The following is a 23322-nucleotide window of genomic DNA, read 5'->3' as shown; positions in this document are numbered from 1 at the left end:
AAAAGGCAAAAAGGCCGGCTCCACCGATGCGTATCCTATACGTTCGGCAGTCGGCTTTTTGTTACATAAGATTTCATTTGAGCACTACACATACATAGACATAATTTATTTGGAGGTGGCTTATCATGCCGACGATTCAAAAACAGAACATCCCATTATTGCCACTTCGCGGAGTGATTGTTTATCCGACGATGCTTTTACATATTGATGTTGGCCGAGAACGCTCAATTTTCGCGATTGAACATTCATTGGCAGGTGATCATCAGGTTTTCCTTGCGACCCAGAAAGATTTAAGTTTAGAAAACCCTGAAAAAGATGATTTACATGAAATAGGTACTCTGGCGAACATCAAATCCATGACTCAATTACCGAATGGTACGTATCGCGTATTAATCGAGGGCATACATAGAGCAAAGTGGAGCAGTTATCAGGAAGCTGATCTATATCCAGTTGTCAATGTCACATGTTACGAAGAGAGCGATGAAAAAGACGCGGAAGCAGAAGCGTTGATGCGTTCACTTGTAGCTCAGTTCAAACGATATGCCAAGAATAGCAAACGAATTTCCGACGAAACACTGGAGACAGTTGAAAGCATTCAAGAACCGGGTAGATTAGCTGACATGATCGCATCGAACTTACCATTAAAATTAACAGCTAAACAAGAAGTGCTTGAAATTCTGGATGTACCTGAGCGTTTGGAATGGCTAATCAGTAGAATGTACAATGAACAGGAAATCATGGAGCTTGAACAAAAAATTAATGAACGTGTGAAAGAAGCCATGGAACGCACGCAAAAAGAGTTTTACTTACGTGAACAGTTAAAGGCGATTCAAACCGAACTAGGCGATAAAGATGGTAAAGGTCTTGAAGTGTCTGAGTTGAAGAAGAAAATTGAGGAAGCTAATATGCCTCAATCAGTTAGAGAGACTGCCGAGCGTGAATTGGAACGGTATGAAAAGATTCCTTCCGTTTCAGCTGAAAGTGGTATCATTCGTAATTACATTGAGTGGCTCATTATGCTGCCATGGACGCATGCGACAGAAGACCAGTTAGATTTGTCTCGTTCAGAAGAGATATTGAACCGTGACCATGAAGGTTTAGAAAACGTTAAAGAACGAATTTTAGAGTATCTCGCTGTACGTCAGATGACAAATTCTCTGCGTGGACCAATTCTATGCCTAGATGGTCCTCCAGGAGTCGGAAAAACTTCGTTAGCTCGTTCTATCGCTGAGTCTTTAGGACGTGAATTTGTTCGTCTGTCACTAGGTGGTGTCCGTGACGAATCCGAAATCCGTGGTCATCGTCGGACGTATGTAGGCGCGATGCCTGGGCGTATTATTCAAAGTATGAAAAAGGCAGGCACTATCAATCCGGTCTTCCTACTTGATGAAATTGATAAAATGTCGAATGATTTCCGAGGAGATCCGTCGTCTGCTATGCTGGAGGTACTGGATCCTGAACAAAACAGTAATTTCAGTGATCATTATATAGAAGAGCCGTATGATCTTTCGAGTGTATTATTCATTGCAACTTCGAATGATCTAGGGTCTATTCCTGGGCCGTTGCGTGATCGTATGGAAATTATTTCGATTCCTGGTTATACAGAACAGGAAAAACAATCTATTGCTATTAATCATTTGATTCCGAAACAGATGAAGGAACATGGCCTGAAGAAATCACAACTACGTTTCCAGGATGAAGCAGTACTGGAAGTCGTACGATACTATACACGTGAAGCTGGAGTGCGCTCACTTGAGCGAGAAGTCGCTAGCATTTGTCGTAAAGCTGCGCGCCAAATTTTGGCGGGCGATAAGAAAAGCCTGACAGTTAGTCCGAAGTCTTTAGAAGCCTTACTTGGTAAAAAGCGTTTCCGGTTTGGACAGGCAGAAACGGTCAATCAAGTAGGGATGGCCACTGGACTTGCTTATACGTCAGTCGGTGGAGATACATTGCAAATTGAGGTTTCATTATCTCCAGGTAAAGGTAAGTTATTGCTAACAGGTAAACTTGGGGATGTCATGAAGGAATCAGCACAAACGGCATTATCCTATGTGCGTTCTAAAGCCATGACATTTGATATAAATCCTGATTTTCATGAAAAGTGGGATATTCATATTCACGTTCCGGAAGGCGCTACACCTAAAGACGGACCTTCCGCCGGTATAACGATCGTAACGGCACTAGTATCCGCATTGACGGAACGTCCGATACGCCGTGAAGTTGGTATGACAGGAGAAGTAACGTTACGTGGGCGTGTGTTGCCGATTGGTGGACTAAAACAAAAAACGCTTAGTGCTCACCGTGCAGGATTGCACACGATCATCATCCCGTCAGATAACGAACGTGATTTGGATGATATTCCAGATAGTGTAAGAAAAGAATTAACATTTAAACTCGTGTCGGATGCTCATGAAGTACTCGATATCGCTTTGGAGGAAAAGAAATGAAAGTCCATAACGTTGAAATGATTATGAGTGCGGTTAGACCTGAACAATATCCAACAGAAGGTTATCCTGAATTTGCGTTAGCCGGTCGTTCGAATGTAGGAAAATCTTCCTTCATTAATAAAATGATTGGACGCAAAAGCTTGGCTCGTACATCTTCAAAACCAGGGAAGACCCAAACGCTCAACTTCTATAAAATTGAAGAAAAATTATTTTTCGTAGACGTACCAGGGTATGGCTATGCGAAAGTGTCGAAAACAGAAAAAGAAAAATGGGGCGGTATGATCGAACAATACATTACGTCACGCGAAGAGTTGCGTGCGGTAGTGCAGATTGTTGATTTACGTCATCCACCGACAAAAGACGACTGCATGATGCACGATTTCCTTTCTCATTATAATATCCCGACAATTGTCATTGCGACAAAAGCGGATAAAATACCTAAAGGTAAATGGGAAAAGCATAAGAAAGTCGTTCGCACAACATTTAACATGGAAATACATGAGCCGCTCATACTGTTTTCATCTGAAAAGGGAATGGGTATGGATGAAGCATGGCGTGAAATTGAAAGCCGCATGTAAATAACGTGTGATTTTTGATGGAAATGCTACATTATGACTTCAAACGATGTTCACAATTTGCATTCCGACTAAAGCGCTATGTATGTTATAATGAATGTACGAAAAAGATTCCGAAAGGTGTGAGCACCTAATGTATACAGTCGTTGTCGGTGTTAACCACCGAACCGCCCCTGTCGAAATTAGAGAGAAGCTATCATTCGTCGAAGCTGATTTACCTCAAGCGATGCAAACATTGCAACAGCAAAAGAGCATCTTGGAAAACATCATTATTTCTACTTGTAACCGCACCGAGATCTACGCGGTGGTGGATCAGATTCATACTGGACGATATTATATAAAAAAATTCCTTGCTGATTGGTTTTCTATTCCTATAGAGGAATTTTCCAGTCATTTGATTATTCATGAAGAAGATGGTGCAGTGGAACATTTATTACGTGTAACTGCAGGCATTGATTCCATGGTACTTGGTGAAACGCAAATTTTAGGACAAGTTCGTAGTAGCTTTTTTGCTGCACAAAATATTGGTACAACAGGTACCGTATTCAATGAATTGTTCAAACAAGCGATTACGACAGCAAAAAGAGCGCATACCGACACTGCAATTGGAGAAAATGCCGTGTCAGTTTCCTATGCAGCAGTAGAACTTGGGAGAAAGATTTTTGGTTCTCTCAAGGATAAGCATATTGCCATTCTTGGAGCAGGTACGATGGGTGAATTAGCAGTCAAGAACTTGCAAGGAAGCGGTGTTGGGAAGATTACTGTAATCAACCGGACATTCTCTAAGGCAGAAATTCTAGCGGCGAAATTTAATGGTGAAGCGAAATCTATGCAAGAGTTGCAGTGTTTGTTACTCGAAGCAGATATTTTGATTAGTTCAACAGGAGCTACTGAATATGTCATCGATTATGAATTGATGGATTTTGTAGAGAGACTACGTAAAGGCAAGCCACTATTTATGGTGGATATTGCTGTGCCACGTGACCTCGATCCAAAAATTGGTGAACTGAGTAGTGTATTCTTGTATGATATTGATGATTTGCAAGGCATAGTTGAAGCAAACTTAGCTGAACGTAAGCGTGCAGCTGATGAGATCGGTTTGATGATCGAACAAGAAGTTGTTGCATTTAAAGAATGGTTAACAACACTTGGTGTCGTGCCGATGATTTCTGCTTTGCGTAAAAAGGCAAGTCGTATTCAGAATGAAACGATGGCTAGCATCGAAAATAAAATGCCGGATTTAACAGAACGTGAAAAGAAAGTTCTGAACAAGCATACAAAGTCGATTATTAACCAATTATTAAAAGAACCTATTTTACAGGCTAAAGAATTATCTACTGATAAAAAAGCAGCAGAGAAACTCGCACTTTTTGAACAAATCTTTGGTATCTCAGAAGATGTTGTAACAGAAAAGGAACAGCTGGCATTACAGGCAAAAGAGCGTCTTCAAAAACGGGCTGATCAAAAATCAGACGTAGTTGATGTGACGAACTTAAATTATCAACACTAATCCCAGGTGGTTCTGTATCTGTCTTTCACAAGAACGATACAGGGCCACTTTTTTATTGCGGTTAAATAAGCAGTAAATGTATAACTGTTCATATCAATAGCAGAAAGATGCTTACTATGGATGCAATTATTTGCAGTAACACCCTCTCATTTGAGACAATGTAGACGAACACTCCTTACTAGCAAAAGAGAGGTTTTCGCTTGAAAGGCAGAGAATAGCATATGGTTGATTTAACCGTCGCAAGACTACAGGAATTCATGATTGTCCTTTATGCCCTCGGTCTCGTTTTCTACTTTATTGATTACTTGAAGAAGTCAAAAGCTGTCCAACGTATTGCTTTTTGGCTCATTGTTACCGTATGGGTTACACAAACCGCGATTTTATCACTTTATATTATTCAGATGAAACGCTTTCCAGTATTATCGCTAGTTGAAGGAATTTATTTTTATGTATGGTTGCTGGTTACATTATCTATTGTGTTCCAGTTGATTTATAAAGTGAACTTTATGGTGTTTTTCACAAATATCATTGGTTTTGGATTTTTAATGATTCATGTCTTTTCCAATTTGAAATACACAGCGTCCACAGTTGGTGATTCGCTCATTTCAGAAGTACTATTTGTTCACATTACGTCAGCAATCCTCTCGTATGCAGTGTTCGCATTAGCATTTGTTTTTGCGGTATTATATTTGATTGTCTATAACGTATTAAAAAGTAAGAATTTTGGAAAGCGCTTTTCCAGTCTACCCAATTTACATCAGACGATGATGGGAATGAAAATGTCGATCTATACCGGGATTCCGATTTTATTCGTCAGTTTGTTATTTGGTGTTCAGTGGGCGTATGTAGCGCTTGAAGATTGGTCTCCGTTTGATGTGAAAATTATGGGATCATTTGCAGTATTACTCATCTATTCTTCGGTTATTTATTTCAATTATAAGGGAAAGCTTCAATCAGTGGAGTTTGCCTGGATGACGATATTTGCATTTCTCTTAACGGTCATTAATTTCTTTTTAGGCAGTACGCTGTCACAGTTTCATTTATGGATATAAGAAAGGGAGAGTTTTGTGAGAAAAATTATTGTAGGTTCACGCAGAAGTAAACTAGCATTAACTCAAACGAAATGGTTCATCGAACAAATGAAGCAGGCAGGTGCACCTTTTGAGTTTGAAGTGAAAGAGATTGTGACGAAAGGCGATCAAATCTTGGACGTCATGTTGTCAAAAGTTGGCGGTAAAGGGTTATTTGTAAAAGAAATTCAACAAGCTTTATTTGATAAAGAAATTGATTTTGCCGTACATAGCATGAAAGATATGCCAGCGGTGATTCCTGACGGTTTGACAGTCGGCTGTATTCCTAAACGTGTAGATCCACGTGATGCGTACATCGCAAACGACCATGTGCGTTTCATGGACTTACCGATCGGAGCGGTTGTCGGTACATCCAGTCTTCGTCGCAGTTCACAGTTATTGCTGTTACGTCCGGATATTGAAATTAAGTGGATTCGCGGCAATATTGATACACGTCTACGTAAGCTTCAAGATGGTGAATATGATGCAATTCTTTTAGCGGCAGCAGGACTTAAGCGTATGGGCTGGGATGACAATATCGTCACAGAACACCTATCGCTTGAAGATTGTATTCCAGCAGTAGGACAAGGTGCATTAGCGATTGAATGTCGTGAAGACGATACAGAATTACTGAATGAACTTGCGAAATTAACAGATAAGAATACTTGGATTGAACTACAGGCTGAGCGTACATTCCTTAATGAAATGGATGGTTCTTGCCAAGTGCCAATCGGAGGGTTTGCAACGTTTGATGGTAATGAAGTGGAAATGACTGGCTTCATCGCTTCTCCGGATGCAGTTCAAGTGTTCCGTGAAACTGTGAAAGGAACAGATCCTGTTGCAGTCGGTAAAGAAGTCAGTAGAATTTTACGCGACCAAGGTGCTGCTGAAGTAATCGAGAAAGTGAAGGCGGAAATGGATGCGTAACGCATTACCGTTAGCAGGAGAAACGGTTATTTTCACCGGAACACCAAAATCTGCGGAAGCTGCCGAACTTGTGAAAAAGTACGGTGGCATTCCGGTTTCGATTCCGCTTATTGAAGTCGGAGAAATACAGAAAAAGGCTGATCAGCAAAAATTGCAACAAGCAATGAAGGCTGATTGGCTCATTTTTACGAGCCAATCGGCAGTTGCTGCGTTCCGTGCGAAGATGTTGCGGTTCAATGTAACGGCTGATACGTTCAACGGAAAAGTTGCCGCGGTCGGAACTCGAACAGCGGCTGCGTTAGATAAACTAGGCTTTGCCGTGTCTTTCATTCCGAGCGTTTTTAGTGCAGATGTTTTCGTCAAACAGTTTAATCCAAAAAAGTCAGAACGATTACATGTAGTCTTTTTGAAAGGCACTCTCGCGGGCAGTTTGATTCGTGAAGAGTTACCGTTCCATGTATCGGAATGGACAGTCTATGAGACCAAGAGTGCAACGAGTGAAATAGATAAATTGAGTCGTTTTATACTCCATAAAAATCAGGTGTCTGTTTTGTTCGCAAGCCCATCGGCGGTTGAAGTATTCTCTTCACGTATTGCGCCGAAAACAACGTGGTTTGGCTTTACGGTTTGCGCAATTGGACATGTTACGGAACGTGCGTTATTAAAAGTAGGCGCGCCCGTTCACGTCAAACCTGAAACGTATACATTAGTCGAGCTCGTCCATGAACTGGCCAAACGAAAGGGAGAATTCAAGTGAATCCAATAGAATTTAAGCGTCATCGTAGACTTCGTACACATCCTACCGTTCGAGCGATGGTAAGAGAGACAGAAATTAAAGCAGCGGATTTCATTTATCCTATCTTTGTTACAGAAGGTGAGAACGTACGTAATCCAATTGCTTCTATGCCAGGAGTAGATCAGTTTTCAATTGATTTATTATTGAAAGAAACCGATGAAGTAGTCGAGTTAGGTATTTCTTCTATTATTTTATTTGGTATACCTTCCGAAAAGGATGCAACCGGTTCTGAAGCGTATGACGATGAAGGAATCATTCAGCGTGCAACACGCGCAGTGAAGGAACGTCATCCACAATTAGTCGTAGTAGCAGATACTTGCCTATGTGAGTACACAGACCACGGTCACTGTGGCGTTATTCACGACAATGATGTAGATAACGATGCAAGTCTCGTATTGCTTGCGAAGACAGCAGTCAGCCAAGCGAAAGCTGGAGCGGATATTATTGCACCATCAAATATGATGGACGGCTTTGTGGCAGTTATTCGTCAAGCGCTAGATGATGCAGGATTCCAAAACATTCCGATCATGTCGTATGCGGTTAAATATGCATCTGCTTATTACGGTCCATTCCGTGAAGCAGCGCAATCTACACCACAATTTGGTGATCGTAAAACGTATCAAATGGATCCAGCAAATCGTATGGAAGCAATGCGTGAAGCGGAATCCGATATTCTTGAAGGCGCAGATTTCTTAATTGTTAAGCCGGCATTGTCTTACCTAGATATCATTCGCGATGTGAAGAATCATGTGCTATTGCCTGTCGTAGCGTATAACGTCAGTGGGGAATACGCAATGGTTAAAGCAGCAGCGTTAAATGGCTGGGTAGACGAGAAGAAAATTGTATTAGAAACGTTAACAAGTATGAAGCGTGCAGGCGCAGATATCATCATGACGTATCATGCAAAAGATGCTGCTCGCTGGTTGGAGGAGAAGTAATATGGGACAAAAAACAAATACGAACTCTAAAGAAGCTTTCAAAAAAGCAGTAGATTTAATGCCGGGTGGCGTCAACTCACCAGTTCGTGCATTCAAATCAGTCAATATGGATCCGATCTTTATGGAAAGTGGTAAAGGTGCGATTATTAAGGATATTGATGGCAATGAATATATTGACTATGTTTTATCTTGGGGTCCTCTAATCCTAGGACACACACACCCTGACGTAGTATCGGCAATTCAAAAAGTAGCTGAAACAGGTACAAGTTTCGGAGCGCCTACTCTTCTTGAAAATGAATTGGCAGAGCTTGTCATCGACCGTGTACCATCGATTGAAATGGTGCGTATGGTATCTTCAGGTACGGAAGCGACGATGAGTGCACTTCGATTAGCACGGGGCTATACGAAGCGTAATAAAATCCTTAAATTCGAAGGCTGCTATCACGGACATGCTGATTCTTTGCTTATTAAAGCGGGATCGGGTGTCGCTACATTAGGTTTACCTGATAGCCCGGGAGTGCCTGAATCGATTGCGCAAAACACTCTTACGGTTCCATATAACGACCTGGAAAGTGTTAAATTAGCTATTAAAGAGTACGGAGACGACCTTGCTGCAATTATTGTAGAACCGGTTGCAGGAAACATGGGTGTTGTAGGACCGGATAACGGCTTCCTTAAAGGCTTACGTGATTTGACCGAAGAAAACGGTTCATTACTCATCTTTGATGAAGTCATGACTGGATTCCGTGTGGGTTATAAATGCGCACAAGGTCATTTCAACATCAAACCGGACATTACATGTCTAGGTAAAGTAATCGGTGGCGGACTGCCTGTAGGAGCGTATGGCGGTTCACGCAAGATTATGGAGCATGTCGCGCCGGCGGGAACTATTTATCAAGCGGGTACATTGTCTGGTAACCCAATAGCCATGACAGCTGGTATCGAAACGTTGAGAAAGTTGACACCGAAAACATACGAACACTTCATCAAACTTGGCGATCAGTTGGAAGAAGGTTTCCGCGCAGCAGCGAAAGCTAATAATATTCCACATACTGTTAACCGAGCAGGTTCTATGATCGGTTTCTTCTTTACAGACGTACGCGTCAATAACTATGATAAAGCGAAGACATCCGATTTGGAACTATTCGCAGAATATTACCGTCTGATGGCGGAAGAAGGTATTTTCTTACCACCTTCCCAATTCGAAGGAATGTTCTTGTCAGCGGCTCACACAGAAGAGCATATCGCGAAAACTGTGGAAGCATTCCATACGGTATTTGAGAAGTTAAAACGATAATTATGAAGCGCCAGGCAAATTTGTTTGCTTGGCGTTTTTTTATGTTCATTATTTTAGGGAGGATGGCAGGGTTACGATTACTTCCCTTTCAATCTACACTATACTTTACTTCTAAACTCCTCCATTTCTTCATATAGTAGCCTGAGTTAAGAAAAGGAGTGAAGCGAAAATGACGACGCATCAATGGACATTGCAAGAGTCTTTTTATTTCCCTGCTGAGTACGGGGCATTTGCTGAATCGGCTGAGGTAAAGGTGACGCCAGGGTTTACGGAAGAGCGTACGGAGGAAGCGATCCGCTTGCAAGGGATCTATCATATCGCGGCAAACGTTGTATTTGATGCAGACAAGCAAGTGGAATTGGCAACTGAAGATGCATTAGTTATTAATGACGTGGAAGTAGAAAACAATAAAGGGTATTTTGAGTATGCTGTCCCTCTGAATGTTGATCTGCCAGTAGAACTCGATGGAGACTTGCAACTTGAAGTGCAGGATATTAAAACTTCACCACAGGAAGACGGAGGATTGAAGCTCGAGTGGACTGTTCATTTGAAACAGGATAAGCCTGTACAAGAAGCGGTCGTAATCGAAGAAGAGCCCGCTGCGCCAGAGTTCGTAGCTGCATCGACATCTCATATGGAGTTTCTTGCAAATGCGGATCGTGCGATAGAGCAAGTAACTAATGAAATGGAAGACTTTCTCCTATACATCGCCGAGATGGATGACGATGTAACGAGAAAGATCTTCCATTCAAATAATGTTTTTGTAGAAGCAGAAAGACAAAGCAGCGAGTAAGCAAAATACTAAAAAGTCACCAGTCGTCGGGATAATGAGTAATCTAATCAACTGAAAAACGGTTAACGGAATGATACAGCCTTTACAATAAAATCTCGTTTTCCGAAGCCATGGCGGTAACAAGTAGGGATTATATCCTCTTCGCATCGTTCACCATCCTTTCTCTATAGACTACTATTCAGTTGACGGACGCTACATGTTTCGCTTATAATAATGGGTATATGAATATAAATGCGAAGAGTAGGAAAGTACATGTGAACCGTTTTCTTTAGAGAGGGTGCGATTGGTGGAACGTACCTGGAAACAACATATGGAAGTCCCCTATGAGCAGTTTCTGTGAAATTATAGTAGCAGAATCCGGTGAAGACCGTTACCAAATCATGAAGATGTAATGCTATTTAGCGTTCATAAATAAAGGTGGTACCACGAGCTCCTTCGTCCTTTTACCGGGATGAGTGGGGCTTTTTTGTATCCCTTTTTATTTGAAGGAGGAACTGAAATGACTGATGAATTGACGATGCCGACTAAATACGATCCGCAAGCAGTTGAAAAAGGACGTTATGAATGGTGGCTTGAAGGTAAGTATTTTGAATCAGATGTAAAAAGTGAAAAAGAACCGTATACGATTGTGATTCCACCACCGAACGTCACAGGTAAGCTTCACTTAGGGCACGCTTGGGATACAACATTACAAGATATGCTCATCCGCATGAAACGTATGCAAGGGTATGACGCGTTGTGGTTGCCGGGAATGGACCACGCTGGAATTGCGACACAAGCCAGAGTAGAGGAAAAACTTCGCGCTGAAGGCAAAACACGTTATGATCTTGGCCGCGAAAACTTCATACAGGAAACATGGAAATGGAAAGAAGAATACGCGAGCCATATCCGCGCGCAATGGGCGAAACTTGGTTTAGCCCTCGATTACTCACAAGAGCGTTTTACGTTAGATGAAGGATTATCAAAAGCAGTAAATGAAGTATTCGTTAAATTGTATGAGAAGAAGCTCATCTACCGTGGCGAATATATCATCAACTGGGATCCTGCAACGAAGACAGCAATATCTGATATTGAGGTTATCCATAAAGATGTGCAAGGTGCATTCTATCATATGCGTTACCCGTTGGCAGATGGCACAGGTTCGATTGAAATAGCGACAACACGTCCCGAAACGATGCTTGGTGATACAGCTGTTGCAGTTCACCCGGATGACGAGCGCTACCAGCATTTGATCGGCAAGATGGTCAAATTACCGATCGTGGGACGCGAGATTCCAATCGTAGCGGATGACTACGTTGAAATGGATTTCGGAAGCGGTGCAGTGAAAATTACACCAGCGCATGACCCGAATGACTTTGAAATTGGTAACCGTCATAACTTACCACGTGTGTTGGTGATGAATGAAGACGGTACGATGAATAAATTAGCAGGCAAGTATGAAGGCATGGACCGTTTCGAATGCCGTAAACAAATCGTTAAAGATTTGCAAGAGATGAATGTGCTATTTGAAATTGAAGATCATATGCACTCTGTCGGACACTCGGAACGAAGCGGTGCAGTAGTGGAACCTTACCTTTCTACACAATGGTTCGTCAATATGCAGCCACTTGCTGAGCAAGCAATCAATCTTCAGAAAAATGAAGAAGAAAAAGTAACGTTTGTACCTGAACGTTTCGAGAAAACGTACTTGAGCTGGATGGAAAACGTCCACGACTGGTGTATTTCTCGTCAACTATGGTGGGGTCACCGAATTCCGGCTTGGTATCACAACACAACAGGCGAAATCTATGTGGGTCAAGAAGCACCAGCCGATGAAGAAAACTGGACACAAGACAATGACGTATTGGATACTTGGTTCTCATCTGCTCTATGGCCGTTCTCGACTATGGGCTGGCCAGATGTTGACAGTGAAACGTTCAAAAAATATTACCCGACAGATGCCCTTGTTACAGGATATGATATTATCTTCTTTTGGGTGTCCCGCATGATCTTCCAAGCACTTGAATTCACGGAAGAGCGTCCCTTCAAGGATGTCTTGATCCATGGATTAGTACGCGCGGAAGACGGGCGAAAAATGTCTAAATCTCTTGGTAACGGTGTAGATCCAATGGACGTAATCGAGCAATACGGTGCAGACGCATTGCGTTACTTCCTAGCAACCGGTTCTTCACCAGGACAAGATCTACGTTACTCTACAGAAAAAGTAGAAGCGATTTGGAACTTTGCCAATAAAATTTGGAATGCTTCCCGTTTTGCCTTAATGAATATGGACGGTATGACGTATGAAGAAATCGATTTATCAGGTAAGAAGTCTGTTGCAGATGCATGGATCTTAACTCGTCTAAATGAAACGATAGATTCGGTAACCAATTTAGCTGACCGTTATGAGTTCGGTGAAATGGGCCGCGCATTATATAACTTCATCTGGGATGATTTCTGTGACTGGTATATCGAAATGGCGAAATTGCCACTATACGGTGAAGACGAAGTAGCCAAAAAAATGACACGTTCGGTTCTTGCGCATGTTCTTGATCAGACGATGCGTTTATTGCACCCATTAATGCCTTTCATTACTGAAGAAATCTGGCAGAACCTTCCACATGAAGGTGAGTCGATCACAGTAGCGAAGTGGCCTGAAGTAGATGCTGCCATGATGGACAAGTCTCGTGCTTCGGATATGAAATTGTTGATGGATATTATCAAAGCAGTACGTAATATTCGTGCGGAAGTGAATACACCGATGAGTCGTAAAGTTGATTTGTATATTTCGGCGAAGGACGAGAAGACGGTTGCGGTACTGGAAGAGAACCGTAACTATCTTGTGCGCTTCTGTAATCCAGAAACATTGACGATTGGTGTGAAGGTGAATGCGCCAGGTAAGACGATGTCGGCAGTCGTGACGGGGGCAGAGTTGTATTTGCCGCTTGAGGGATTGATTGATATTGAGGAAGAATTGGCTCGCTTGACGAAAGAGCTTGGTAAGTGGCAAGGTGAAGTGAAGCGGGTTCAGGGCAAGTTATCAAATGAACGCTTTACTGCGAAGGCGCCTGAGTCAGTTGTTGAGGAAGAGCGTGCGAAAGAGAAGGATTATTTGGAGAAGTATGCGGCGGTTGAACGTCGTATTGCGGAACTGAAGGAGATTTAAAGGTAGTATGAAGAAGTTGAAAGCCCATTTGACAGCGCGATGCTGTAGGATGGGCTTTTGTCGTTTGGGGTTGGTGAGGATTAAGGGAAGAGAGATAGGCATTTACGCCCCCAAGCTAAAACTATATTTTAAATATAGTATTCATCCAGTCTAATGGGTATAATTGGAATCACGATATTACGAATGTTAGGAGAGTGCTCTATGGGTTTTTTTGTTCGGGAGATGTTAAGTGAGGATATTGAGAGAGTACAGGATATTGCTAGAGTGAGTTGGCATGCTACGTATGAGGAGATGATTCCGCGTGCGATTCAAGATTGCTTTTTGGATGCGGCTTATAGTACTAGTATGATGAATACCCGTCTACAAAATTCTAATCTATTTGTTGTAGAAGATGAAAATGAAGTAGTTGGATTTGCTGATTTTTCACAGGTAGATGCAGGCGACAAATCCGAACTGCGTGCTATTTATCTTTATCCTGATCGACAAGGGAAGGGATTGGGTTCGGCTCTTATACAAAAGGGGATTGAAGTTCTGGGAGAGATGAGAGAAATTGTCGTCGAAGTGGAAAAGGAAAATCTAGTTGGGCGGAAGTTTTATGAAGCGATAGGATTTGAGACGGTCAAAGAATATGATGATCACTTTGACGGCCATATGTTGAAAACGATTCAAATGAAATGGATTCTTTAAGAGTAATAGGGGGGATTTGCTTGAATAGAATACTGTTCATTGTAGTAAATATTTTTACTGGTTTATTTGTGCTGATTAATAGTGTTGTAGGCTATGGAATTAGCGGAATGGGAGAGAATTCTACTCATAATATTGCCATACTTGGTTTAATCGTAGTATGGGTAGTTGGCTTAGCTTTGCAGTTAAGCAAAAAGATTCGAGTTTTTGGATTTGTTATCACGTTTATTCCGGTACTATTTATCTTGTATATTTACTTTACAGCTATGAATATGTAATGCAGAAGCCAGGTATTGGGAGGTTCACTATGCGGAAGATCACTACTTTATTACTTTTTCTCTGCTTGTCATTTGTATTGTTTGGCTGTACCAATAGTGTTGAACAAAACCGAGGTGGGTATTTGACAGAAAAACAGATGGTAAAGTTGGACCCAAAAGCGGATTGGCTGAAATTTGAAGGCAAAGTATACAAAAGTAATATCGATTGGTCTGATATGGGGAAATTCACAAAGGGGTCGAAGCTTGGGGAAGTTTCAAGGGGGATGGCATCGCATATCCCGATTGGAGCTGAGATTTATGAATCGAAGGAACGGGGCGATGTTTTGATTGTTGACTATATGAAAGTAGAGAAACGCTATTTACTGCAACTGGGTGAGTAGTAATTGAGCGTAATAGGTACTCGAAAAAAGGTATAGCAATGGATGCTAAATAGAAAAAAGGGGGAAATCGAATGTTAATTAAACCGAAGAAATTGCAGCGTGGTGATCAAGTCGCAACAGTGAGTCCATCGTGGGGAGGAGCGGGAGAACCAGAAATCAGGTGGCGGTATGAGCAAGGCGTAAAGAGATTGGAAGATATATTCGGCTTAACTGTTGTGCCGATGCCAAATAGTTTAAAGGGAGCAGACTTTCTCTATGAAAATCCGAAAGCGCGTGCAGAAGATCTGATGACTGCATTTAAGGATCCGAATATTAAAGGGATCATTGCGAATATCGGAGGAGAGGACAGCATCCGCTTACTTCCATATATCGATTTTAGCGTAATACAAGAAAATCCGAAAATTTTTATGGGTTATTCTGACGTTACGATATCTCATTTGTTTTGTCATAAAGCGGGAATATCGTCATTCTACGGACCAGCTATATTAACCGATTTCGCTGAAAATATTGAGATGGATTCCTACACGGTTGAGATCGTGAATCGAACTCTTTTTTCTAATGAAACCATTGGTGAGATACGACCAGCTGAAAAGTGGACAAGCGAACGGTTGGAATGGATTGAGCCTAATAAGGATACGTGACGTACGATGAATCAGAATACTGGATACGAACTACTTCAAGGCTCAGGTACTGTGCAAGGACAATTGATTGGTGGATGTATCGAAGTCTTGGAATTTGCGAAGGGTACGGTGATTTGGCCTGAAGACAAGTATTGGGACAATAGTATAGTATTCTTTGAAACATCTGAAGAGAAGCCCGATCCAAATTTGATTCGCTACTGGTTGAGAAATTATGCAGCACAAGGAATCTTACAGAAAGTGAGTGGCATTATTTTCGGGAAACCGAAAGATGAGAAATACTTTGAAGAGTATAAAGAAGAAATTCTTCACGTGATGAAAGAATATGGTTTGGAGCATTTACCTATTTTATATAACTTGAACTTTGGACATACAGAACCTAAATTTATATTACCGTATGGGGCTTTGGCGGAGATAGATTGTGAACAAATGACGTTTTCCATTCTCGAAAGTGGCGTTCAGTAAAATAATAGTTAAATGAGGTGTTTTTAATTTTTACAGATCAGCAATTGCGAATGCTCATCAAAGGTGATGTTATAAGGGGAATCTATCCTTATGATAGCTATGATGAAAAAGAAATCTTGGCACATATTGATCGACTGTTCTATCGAATCAATCGCATCCACAATGTGCTCTGCGAAGCGGAATGGGATCATTTCGGCAGTGGCTATGCTTCCTTTGTGGAGTTTTTTTGTTATCGCAAAGAAGATTGTATTGTTATGGAAGAAAATAATGGAATACGTGAAATAGAGATAACAGGCATTATACTCGATATAAGTCGTCTAGCCCCAGTTGCTATAATGGGAGAAGATGTGAGGTATAGAACCATTCGTATAGAGACGACCGAAGAATTGAGCAGTGGACAAGGTTCAATACTTGATGATCCTATTTCGCTAACTGTTGGTGAGGAATTGGAAACATTAGCATTTGAATTACAGAATGCTTTAGAGGAATTTGATTACAAGCTATTAGCTACAAAAGAAATGAGTGTACCACTATCCTTTAATACAAAAATCCCGACGATTTATCGGAATGAGCGACAATATCTTGTCTTGGATGCTATCTTTTATTGGGAAGATTAACAACGTGGTTAAACGTAGATCAATAAAATAAATAGGGAGGAACTATATGAAAGTGCAAGTAGTGGACTACAATAATCAATGGCCAGAGATGTTTAAAAAAGAATCTCGAAAAATCGCCAAGGTTTTTGAAGATGAATTAGTACATATTCATCACATCGGCAGTACATCTGTAGAAGGACTACCAGCTAAACCAATAATCGATATAATGCCCGTAGTAAAGACAATCGAAAATGTTGACGCCTTGAGTACTCAGATGAATAAAATCGGTTATGAAGCGCTTGGTGAATTTGGAATGAAGGGAAGACGTTATTTTAGAAAAGGTGAACAGACTCGAACGCATCACATCCATGTATTCCAGAAGGATAATCTATACGACATTGCTCGTCATTTAGCGGTTAGAGATTATCTTCGCTTTCATCCTGAGGAAAGTAAGCGCTATGGCTCCTTGAAAATGAAACTGGCTGCCATGTTTCCGGACGACATAGAATCCTATATTGATGGAAAAGATCTGTTTGTGAAGGAATTGGAGCGAAATGCGCTTAGTTGGTATAATGCTAAGAAGTAATATGTAGAAGGGTATCTAGAAAGTAATGAGGTGTTTTGTGAGGTTATTCACGAAGTTAGGAATTATAGTATTTTCAACACTTCTAGTAACAGCATGTTTTGGAGAGAATTATGATTTCACCCCTCCAGATGTTACGCTAATGAATAATACGGAATATCCTGATACAGAAGAATTGACTGTAGTCAATATCGAGTGGGATTCGGACAAATTATATACTAAGAAAACAGATGATATTTTGTCAGTCGCAAGAGATCAGAAAACATTAGTTTACCATAAAGGGCAAGAAATGAGAGTCGTGTTTGTTACCCAGGATTTTGCTATCAGGAAGTTGAACGTCTATGTAACTAAAAATGGCATTAAGACAGAAATCAAGGTAGACGGGGAAGTTTTCAACATGCCTAATGAGAAGGGTGAATATATCATGGTTTTACATCTTCTCGCAGATAGTGGAACGGTAGAATATGTAGGGAATGTGTTAATTGAGTAGTAGAGAATCATTCCTAGTGGTGCTAGTCACCTTAAGAATTGTGAAGCTTATACTAAAAATCCATCAAACTAGTTTACATAATATTATTATCAGTAAGAGCAGAGAGGAGTTTAGTTATGCAAGTAATTATCGAAATCTTGGGTATTGTCTTACCGATTATAATAGCTGGCCTTATTGTAGTATTTGTTATTAAGAGACTGGATCGGAAAATGAAGCAAGGTACGTTGCCTAAGAAAAAAACGAAGAGCGCTCAGACGTTGTTGGATAGTTTGATACCTCTTGGAATGTTGGCTGGTTGTATACTTGGTTTGCTAATCAGTATGATGTCTCCCATTTCGTTAGGATTTGCCTTTAGTCTAGGTTCTTCATTTGGTTTATTAGGTGGGTATTTTGCCTATGAGAGTTATGGTAATCAAGAAGAAATGTAATTGTATAAGACATGATCTAGAAAAGAGGCTTTCGATATGATGAAAAAAGTAGTTTCTGCGTTAGTGGTCGTTCTCTTAATTGGATCGGTAACTTCTAGTAAATCGGCTTCATGAATAAATATAAGGATGAGTTACGTGAGGAGAAAATGAATGATTAAAACCAAGCCTACTTCTGAAACTTGTATCATAGTTCTTCATGAAATCTACGGAATCAATCCATTTATGAAAGACGTTTGTCAATCGTTGTTTGAGAAAAAATTCGATGTGATCTGTCCAAATCTGTTACCACAGGAAATACCTTATGAATATTCGCAAGAAGAGTTAGCTTATGAAAAATTTATGGAACAAGTGGGTTTCGAAAACAGCGCACATAAAGTAAAAGGACTACTAATGGATATGAAAGATCAGTACAAAAAAGTATTTATCCTTGGATTCAGCGTAGGAGCGACAATTGCTTGGTTATGCAGTGAGGATGAGTGTGTGGATGGCATTGTTGGATATTATGGGTCACGAATTAGGGATTATGAAGGGATTCATCCAGCATGCCCGACGTTGTTGTATTTTCCGAATGCCGAGAAGTCATTTGATGTAAATGAAATGCTTTTAAAATTAGAGAAGCCGAATGTAGATGTATATATGTATGAAGGGCAGCACGGTTTTAGTGATCCCTATACTTATGCATACAATGAAGAATTAGCTTATATCACCTGTAAGCAAACGATAGACTTCTTCAGAAGTAATGGATAGAGGGAAGCACTTCATAAAGAGAAGTGCTTCTTGCATTTTAGATATATTGATAATATAAACCGAACTGAGTATCGTACCATAACAAGGTGCCATGTTTTCGTTTTGGTAGGCGTGTTTGGAAACTCCACTCAGGATACTGTTTTATGATTTGAACTTGATCACCAGTAGCGAATGCGATAAAGGATATATAATGTTCTTTTGTCATCGGGTGATCGCTTGAAATAAAACGTTCATTATCCACTTCTTCAATCGTAAGCTTTTCTTCCTCGCTCGCTTTCTTCGCTTGGAGCGCTTCCAGCTTCCTTCCGCAGCAAGATATGGTAACATCTCCTGTTGCTAATACAATATTTTGGCAAGACGGGCATACAAAGTACTTTGATTTTTTCATATTTCCTCCTATAAATTCATTAGATAGTAATTCACCATCTAAAATATTTTCAATATTTACACCTAATAGCGTAGATAAACTGGATAAAAGCGTTACATCAGGACAACCATATCCGCGCTCCCATTTTGAAATGGTGCGATCCGAGATATTCATTTGATCGGCTAATTGTTTCTGTGTGAATCCTTTTTCTTTGCGCAATGTATAGATTACTTCTCCAACTTTACTTGTATCCATCGTTTTCCCTCCTGCTCTCTATATATCATAGGCGTATATCTCACGTGCATCAACAAACGTTCCGTGGAGTTTGTTACACTCATATGTACTAGCATGGTAAAATTACTAGATAATATGAATGAACAGTACTGGGAAGCGAAAGAAAGGTGGATAGGAATGAAACAACATTGTTGCGAGGATATGACGTATCATGCAGATTTCACATGTGATATACACGACGAACCGTTTGATTGTCCGGATCAATTGATTTTATTTGATGAAACAGATCAAGATTATGGATTGTTAATTCATGATGGGGGTACTTCTAGTGTCGGTATTTCTTTTTGTCCTTGGTGTGGGAATGCATTATGAACGAGCTATTAGGTTGTGGTATCTATGTAATTCTAAATAAGAAACTGAATATAGTATATGTAGGGCAGACTCGAGTGAATTTTTTAATCAGATGGCTAGAGCATCTTAAGCGCATTGAGAAATATGAACATGATCTTCATAGGCTGCTATTATATATAGATCCTGACACAAGATACATTATTGTAAAAAATATCGATCGAAGTAAAGAATTGGAGTTTTACACGTTTGAGTTGGAGGCAATCGAGTTTTATAAAGAACGCAATTGGATTGTAGTTTCCCAACCGACAAACAGAAAAAGGGCAGGCTCGGAGTATACTCCTAATATCGTCACACGGTATAAAAGGATGATATATCATATGGTGACGTTTCTGGGTACTGTAGAAATGAAAGAAAACTATACGGGTAGATTATATAGACAACTGTATAGAAAAATCGATAAGCAATTTCGAACAGACGTATATACACGTTCGAAAGGAAACAAAATACTTGATATATTAACGACGGAGGAAATGGAATATATACTCATGGATTTATATCCACGCTATGAAGCGAAAAAAGTGGCTGTAGGCAGAAGGCGCTATAAAGATTGGTTTTAAGAAGCGGCTTGCGCTATATCTACTACATAATAGTAGTAAATATATCAATTTTGGCGCTATGCATGATGTTCTTATTAACATTACATAATGAAATCTAATGGATAGGGAATTGAAAATGAAAAAACTTCAAAGGCACGCTGTTATTATTGCGATTCTAGCACTCATGTTTTTCTTGGTTTTATCACTAGTCACGAGTAATTGGAAATTTCTCTTATGGAGTATCGTACCGATCTTTTTATCGCTCATGACGGCCTTCCTAGCAAAAGCCAACGCCAGAGATTAAATGGGTTTCAACTCCCCACTTAAAAGAGACTGTCACAGTGAATCATTGAGGAATGACTTTCTGCGATAGTCTCTTTTTGTTATAACCACAATGTCTCTCCAATAAGCAACCTCTTTAATCGATGTTCATCCAACTGCAATCTGTTCCACTCAGCATTCAGCTTTTCAAGTGCTTCCGGTCCTGTATCGTCTGCTAAATGATAAGCTCCATAATGCATCGGAATCAATATTTTCCCGGCTACATTTAAAAATCCTTTCACTGCATCCTCAGGTGTGAGATGGCTCTCCTTCATAAACCATTCTGGCTCATACGCGCCGATCGGCATAAGCACCGTATCAATCGTGAATTTCTTTGTTATTTCTGAAAAACCACGGAAATATCCCGTATCCCCGACGAAATAAATCGAATGCTCGGCACTTTCCAAAATCCAGCCACCCCAATGAGAGGTATTCGTATCGGTCAATGTCCGCTTCGTCCAATGTTGCGCTGGAACGAACGAGAACTTCATGCCTTCAAACACAAATGAATCAAACCATTCCGCTTCGATGACATTTTTAATTCCTCTTATTTGGAACTTTCTCCGCAAGCCAACAGGAACAAAATATGTAGGTTTACCTTTCAGACGTCTAATCGTACCGAAGTCCAAATGATCATAATGTCCGTGTGAAATAAACACAACGTCAATCTCTGGCAATTCATCTAGTTCAATTCCTGGTTCCGTCAACCGATTCTGAAATCCCATTCGTTTTGCCCAAACTGGATCTGTAAGTATATTAAACCCGTTAATTTGAATCAAAAACGTGGAGTGCCCAATCCAAGTAATGGATGCATTGGATCGATTGGCAACGATTTTTTCTATTTCTTTATTTGGTGCTTGTTTGATTACGGTCCGTAAATCTTTCTTATTTTCATTACGTTCTTTCTGCCAACGAATCATATCTCGTACTGATTTACTCGTATCTACGTCGTCCAAATTAGTATAGCGTTTTCTTATCATCATTCATCACCTAACTGGTTTTTGACATATTCTAATAATTTCTCCGCTACTGAAAACTCATGTGTTTGATAGAGTGAACGGGCACCAACTGGATCCTCGATTTCATTCAGTAACCAGCCACCTGCAATTGGAAGTATGAAATCAATGCCAATATAGTCGCTCGAAATTGCCCGGGAAATCGTTTGTACTTGATTGGTTTCAGTGTCGTTCAACGTATATTTTTCCACTGTGCCACCTAACGTGTAATTGGATTTGAATGAATCTTTCGCTCCGGTTCGTTTTACAGCACCTAATACCTCATTGCCGAGCATAAATACGCGGACGTCCGTCGCAGCAGATTTGATGAAAGGTTGCGCGATTAGTTCATTATGACCGAACTGACTTAGAACATCTTTAGTTTGTTGTGCAGATTCACACAGAAATACTTCGCTGCCGCCATGACCTCCCCGCGTTTTCATTACAAAGTGCAAGGGGGGGAGTTGATCCACTCTAAATGTAGGAATGGTGGGAATACCGAGTAGAGTAGCAAGTTCAAATGTACGTAGTTTATCATTAGCGATTTTCTGTACACTCGCTCGATTGAACACTCGATACCCCGCTTGTTCCAATTCCAAAGCTAATGAAGGATCCCGATCGCGGAATAAAATGAAATCAAGCGGCTCAGTAGGCGAATCAGTTAGTAGCTTTAATTCAATATCTAGATTTTTTGCTTCTAGCAGCAGATCATCGATAAACGCGTGATTCCTCTTCGCTTCGACCTCATTATAGTAGACCGCGCCTTTCATTTAATCTTCTCCAAAATGAACGCGATCATTGCATCGGCTACGTTAATGCCGGTGACGTTCAAGAGGTTACGGATATGCGCTGCACCGTTCACTTCGCAAACGAGGGGCTGTTCATCCGGGCCGAATAACAAATCCACACCTGCGAATTCCGCTCCAACTGCTTTCGCCGCTTCCATAGCTAGTGTTTTCTGTGCACTAGTCAATTCCACCACTTCAGCTACGCCGCCGTTCGTAATATTCGCTCTAAAATCTGTCTCGGAGTGGCGGTACATAGCCGCAATGATTTGATCGCCTACTATATTGACACGTAAGTCACGACCTCTACTCGTCTCAATGAACTCTTGAAAAACATAATCGACGCCACGCAGTTCGTCGACTTTCTCATAGAACGCATCTATTGTTTCGATCAAATATACTTTCATACCAAATGAGCCATGACCTTCTTTAATAATCATAGGTAATCGAAGAGTTTCAAGGACATTTTCATAATATCCGCTAGTTGCAATCGTGAAATTAGGATAGACTTTCGGTGCGATGATCGTCTTCGGCATCGCGACACCATGCTTTGCTAGTTCAAGATACTGCTTTGCTTTATTATCACATGTCTCAATGACTTCAGGATCATTGAAGACCGGGATTCCCATATTTTTTAAATACTGCGCAAGCAACGTATCTTTATCGAGGAAGACGACGAAATCAGGTGCATCATTCACTTCGTTTTGCAGATCCATCTGAATTTCATAATTTTTTAAGATTGTCGTCTGTACACCAGCACGCTCTGCCGCTTCCTGTATAAGCCGTGCTTGATCAGCGAATTTATCACTCGTTAAACTACCATTATAAATAACCCAACAACTTTTCAATCCCGACGCCACCTTTGCTATACTGTATATAACTTAAT

At 40.7% G+C, this 23322-nt stretch carries 24 protein-coding genes, 2 pseudogenes and 1 other annotated feature; of the genes and pseudogenes, 22 read left to right on the top strand and 4 right to left on the bottom strand.

All coding sequences use genetic code 11. From position 1 onward, the window contains the following. The first annotated feature begins 125 nt into the window (after window positions 1–125). The 19 genes and pseudogenes from lon to CSV72_RS04545 all read left to right on the top strand — a co-directional run bounded on the left by lon (window position 126) and on the right by CSV72_RS04545 (window position 18787). The gene (lon, locus tag CSV72_RS04640) at window positions 126–2447 is read left to right on the top strand and encodes an endopeptidase La (RefSeq protein ID WP_099677341.1); all 2322 of its coding nucleotides are present in this window, start codon (window positions 126–128) and stop codon (window positions 2445–2447) included. After that, window positions 2444–3025 carry a ribosome biogenesis GTP-binding protein YihA/YsxC gene (yihA, locus tag CSV72_RS04635; protein ID WP_099677340.1) on the top strand — a complete coding sequence of 194 codons (582 nt, stop codon included), beginning with the start codon at window positions 2444–2446 and terminating at the stop codon, window positions 3023–3025. Before lon ends, yihA begins: the two co-directional genes overlap by 4 nt. 130 nt (window positions 3026–3155) lie before the next feature. After that, entirely contained in the window at window positions 3156–4532 is a 1377-nt protein-coding gene (gene hemA / locus CSV72_RS04630) for a glutamyl-tRNA reductase (RefSeq protein WP_099677339.1), read from the top strand. Window positions 4533–4753: 221 nt separating this feature from the next. After that, window positions 4754–5584: a cytochrome c biogenesis protein CcsA gene (gene ccsA, locus CSV72_RS04625; RefSeq protein ID WP_099677338.1), complete on the top strand. Its 831-nt coding sequence runs from the start codon at window positions 4754–4756 to the stop codon at window positions 5582–5584. A gap of 15 nt (window positions 5585–5599) precedes the next feature. After that, a complete protein-coding gene (hemC, locus tag CSV72_RS04620; protein WP_099677337.1) occupies window positions 5600–6529 on the top strand; it encodes a hydroxymethylbilane synthase in 930 nt (309 codons plus the stop codon). After that, on the top strand, window positions 6522–7286 hold the full coding sequence (locus CSV72_RS04615) for a uroporphyrinogen-III synthase (RefSeq protein ID WP_099677336.1): 765 nt from the start codon (window positions 6522–6524) through the stop codon (window positions 7284–7286). Before hemC ends, CSV72_RS04615 begins: the two co-directional genes overlap by 8 nt. Continuing rightward, window positions 7283–8263 (top strand): porphobilinogen synthase, encoded by a 981-nt coding sequence (gene hemB, locus CSV72_RS04610; RefSeq protein WP_099662159.1) that lies wholly within the window; start codon window positions 7283–7285, stop codon window positions 8261–8263. The genes CSV72_RS04615 and hemB overlap by 4 nt, the downstream gene beginning before the upstream one ends. 1 nt (window position 8264) lies before the next feature. Continuing rightward, window positions 8265–9560: a glutamate-1-semialdehyde 2,1-aminomutase gene (gene hemL, locus CSV72_RS04605; RefSeq protein ID WP_099677335.1), complete on the top strand. Its 1296-nt coding sequence runs from the start codon at window positions 8265–8267 to the stop codon at window positions 9558–9560. Window positions 9561–9729: 169 nt separating this feature from the next. Next, on the top strand, window positions 9730–10353 hold the full coding sequence (locus CSV72_RS04600; protein WP_099677334.1) for a hypothetical protein: 624 nt from the start codon (window positions 9730–9732) through the stop codon (window positions 10351–10353). Between the two features lie 227 nt (window positions 10354–10580). Further along, window positions 10581–10799: a binding site (T-box leader), on the top strand. 53 nt (window positions 10800–10852) lie between these two features. Continuing rightward, the gene (locus CSV72_RS04590; protein WP_099677332.1) at window positions 10853–13498 is read left to right on the top strand and encodes a valine--tRNA ligase; all 2646 of its coding nucleotides are present in this window, start codon (window positions 10853–10855) and stop codon (window positions 13496–13498) included. Between the two features lie 201 nt (window positions 13499–13699). Further along, window positions 13700–14185, top strand: a complete 486-nt coding sequence (locus tag CSV72_RS04585; protein WP_099677331.1) for a GNAT family N-acetyltransferase — start codon at window positions 13700–13702, stop codon at window positions 14183–14185. Window positions 14186–14205: 20 nt separating this feature from the next. Then, a complete protein-coding gene (locus tag CSV72_RS04580) occupies window positions 14206–14460 on the top strand; it encodes a hypothetical protein (RefSeq protein ID WP_099677330.1) in 255 nt (84 codons plus the stop codon). 29 nt (window positions 14461–14489) lie between these two features. Continuing rightward, window positions 14490–14840: a hypothetical protein gene (locus tag CSV72_RS04575; protein ID WP_099677329.1), complete on the top strand. Its 351-nt coding sequence runs from the start codon at window positions 14490–14492 to the stop codon at window positions 14838–14840. 71 nt (window positions 14841–14911) lie between these two features. Then, window positions 14912–15943 (top strand): annotated as a pseudogene (locus CSV72_RS04570) (S66 family peptidase). A gap of 17 nt (window positions 15944–15960) precedes the next feature. Continuing rightward, window positions 15961–16560: a hypothetical protein gene (locus tag CSV72_RS04565; protein WP_143561150.1), complete on the top strand. Its 600-nt coding sequence runs from the start codon at window positions 15961–15963 to the stop codon at window positions 16558–16560. Window positions 16561–16606: 46 nt separating this feature from the next. Next, entirely contained in the window at window positions 16607–17125 is a 519-nt protein-coding gene (locus CSV72_RS04560) for a GrpB family protein (protein ID WP_099677327.1), read from the top strand. A 139-nt stretch (window positions 17126–17264) separates the two neighbouring features. Beyond that, complete coding sequence (locus CSV72_RS04555) at window positions 17265–17612, top strand: hypothetical protein (RefSeq protein WP_143561149.1); 348 nt, start codon at window positions 17265–17267, stop codon at window positions 17610–17612. A gap of 116 nt (window positions 17613–17728) precedes the next feature. Further along, window positions 17729–18040, top strand: a complete 312-nt coding sequence (locus tag CSV72_RS04550; RefSeq protein WP_099677325.1) for a hypothetical protein — start codon at window positions 17729–17731, stop codon at window positions 18038–18040. Window positions 18041–18190: 150 nt separating this feature from the next. Beyond that, on the top strand, window positions 18191–18787 hold the full coding sequence (locus tag CSV72_RS04545; protein WP_099677324.1) for a dienelactone hydrolase family protein: 597 nt from the start codon (window positions 18191–18193) through the stop codon (window positions 18785–18787). Between the two features lie 37 nt (window positions 18788–18824). Here CSV72_RS04545 and CSV72_RS04540 read toward each other — a convergent pair whose 3' ends face one another. Further along, window positions 18825–19409, bottom strand: coding sequence for a helix-turn-helix domain-containing protein (locus CSV72_RS04540; protein ID WP_099677323.1), 585 nt, complete (start codon window positions 19407–19409; stop codon window positions 18825–18827). A 93-nt stretch (window positions 19410–19502) separates the two neighbouring features. Here CSV72_RS04540 and CSV72_RS04535 point away from each other — a divergent pair, with 93 nt between their 5' ends. From CSV72_RS04535 to CSV72_RS17000, 3 genes and pseudogenes are all read left to right on the top strand, one after another. Then, window positions 19503–19760 carry a DUF6980 family protein gene (locus CSV72_RS04535; RefSeq protein ID WP_233191077.1) on the top strand — a complete coding sequence of 86 codons (258 nt, stop codon included), beginning with the start codon at window positions 19503–19505 and terminating at the stop codon, window positions 19758–19760. After that, window positions 19757–20002 (top strand): annotated as a pseudogene (locus tag CSV72_RS17260) (GIY-YIG nuclease family protein); the annotation flags it as partial. The gene CSV72_RS04535 and the pseudogene CSV72_RS17260, both read left to right, overlap by 4 nt. A 114-nt stretch (window positions 20003–20116) precedes the next feature. Continuing rightward, window positions 20117–20356: a hypothetical protein gene (locus CSV72_RS17000; protein ID WP_233191076.1), complete on the top strand. Its 240-nt coding sequence runs from the start codon at window positions 20117–20119 to the stop codon at window positions 20354–20356. Between the two features lie 362 nt (window positions 20357–20718). On the opposite strand, the gene CSV72_RS04525 is transcribed toward CSV72_RS17000, so the two are convergent. From CSV72_RS04525 to CSV72_RS04515, 3 genes are read right to left on the bottom strand one after another with little or no spacing between them, the layout of a single operon-like run. Then, window positions 20719–21633: an MBL fold metallo-hydrolase gene (locus CSV72_RS04525; protein WP_099677497.1), complete on the bottom strand. Its 915-nt coding sequence runs from the start codon at window positions 21631–21633 to the stop codon at window positions 20719–20721. A gap of 2 nt (window positions 21634–21635) precedes the next feature. Further along, a complete protein-coding gene (locus CSV72_RS04520) occupies window positions 21636–22421 on the bottom strand; it encodes an ATP-grasp domain-containing protein (protein WP_099677321.1) in 786 nt (261 codons plus the stop codon). Further along, the gene (locus CSV72_RS04515; RefSeq protein ID WP_099677320.1) at window positions 22418–23284 is read right to left on the bottom strand and encodes an ATP-grasp domain-containing protein; all 867 of its coding nucleotides are present in this window, start codon (window positions 23282–23284) and stop codon (window positions 22418–22420) included. Before CSV72_RS04515 ends, CSV72_RS04520 begins: the two co-directional genes overlap by 4 nt. Window positions 23285–23322: the final 38 nt, after the last annotated feature.

This window comes from Sporosarcina sp. P20a (assembly GCF_002743175.1).
Classification (GTDB): Bacteria; Bacillota; Bacilli; order Bacillales_A; family Planococcaceae; genus Sporosarcina.
This window is presented reverse-complemented; position numbering and strand designations above follow the sequence as displayed.

What these genes read in the sequence shown, in the direction of transcription:
- lon (WP_099677341.1), top strand. Translation starts at nt 126, where the DNA reads ATGCCGACGATTCAAAAACAGAACATCCCATTATTGCCACTTCGCGGA.
- yihA (WP_099677340.1), top strand. Translation starts at nt 2,444, where the DNA reads ATGAAAGTCCATAACGTTGAAATGATTATGAGTGCGGTTAGACCTGAA.
- hemA (WP_099677339.1), top strand. Translation starts at nt 3,156, where the DNA reads ATGTATACAGTCGTTGTCGGTGTTAACCACCGAACCGCCCCTGTCGAA.
- ccsA (WP_099677338.1), top strand. Translation starts at nt 4,754, where the DNA reads ATGGTTGATTTAACCGTCGCAAGACTACAGGAATTCATGATTGTCCTT.
- CSV72_RS04615 (WP_099677336.1), top strand. Translation starts at nt 6,522, where the DNA reads ATGCGTAACGCATTACCGTTAGCAGGAGAAACGGTTATTTTCACCGGA.
- hemL (WP_099677335.1), top strand. Translation starts at nt 8,265, where the DNA reads ATGGGACAAAAAACAAATACGAACTCTAAAGAAGCTTTCAAAAAAGCA.
- CSV72_RS04600 (WP_099677334.1), top strand. Translation starts at nt 9,730, where the DNA reads ATGACGACGCATCAATGGACATTGCAAGAGTCTTTTTATTTCCCTGCT.
- CSV72_RS04590 (WP_099677332.1), top strand. Translation starts at nt 10,853, where the DNA reads ATGACTGATGAATTGACGATGCCGACTAAATACGATCCGCAAGCAGTT.
- CSV72_RS04585 (WP_099677331.1), top strand. Translation starts at nt 13,700, where the DNA reads ATGGGTTTTTTTGTTCGGGAGATGTTAAGTGAGGATATTGAGAGAGTA.
- CSV72_RS04575 (WP_099677329.1), top strand. Translation starts at nt 14,490, where the DNA reads ATGCGGAAGATCACTACTTTATTACTTTTTCTCTGCTTGTCATTTGTA.
- CSV72_RS04560 (WP_099677327.1), top strand. Translation starts at nt 16,607, where the DNA reads ATGAAAGTGCAAGTAGTGGACTACAATAATCAATGGCCAGAGATGTTT.
- CSV72_RS04555 (WP_143561149.1), top strand. Translation starts at nt 17,265, where the DNA reads ATGAATAATACGGAATATCCTGATACAGAAGAATTGACTGTAGTCAAT.
- CSV72_RS04550 (WP_099677325.1), top strand. Translation starts at nt 17,729, where the DNA reads ATGCAAGTAATTATCGAAATCTTGGGTATTGTCTTACCGATTATAATA.
- CSV72_RS04545 (WP_099677324.1), top strand. Translation starts at nt 18,191, where the DNA reads ATGATTAAAACCAAGCCTACTTCTGAAACTTGTATCATAGTTCTTCAT.
- CSV72_RS04540 (WP_099677323.1), bottom strand. Translation starts at nt 19,409, where the DNA reads ATGGATACAAGTAAAGTTGGAGAAGTAATCTATACATTGCGCAAAGAA.
- CSV72_RS04535 (WP_233191077.1), top strand. Translation starts at nt 19,503, where the DNA reads ATGGTAAAATTACTAGATAATATGAATGAACAGTACTGGGAAGCGAAA.
- CSV72_RS17000 (WP_233191076.1), top strand. Translation starts at nt 20,117, where the DNA reads ATGGTGACGTTTCTGGGTACTGTAGAAATGAAAGAAAACTATACGGGT.
- CSV72_RS04520 (WP_099677321.1), bottom strand. Translation starts at nt 22,421, where the DNA reads ATGAAAGGCGCGGTCTACTATAATGAGGTCGAAGCGAAGAGGAATCAC.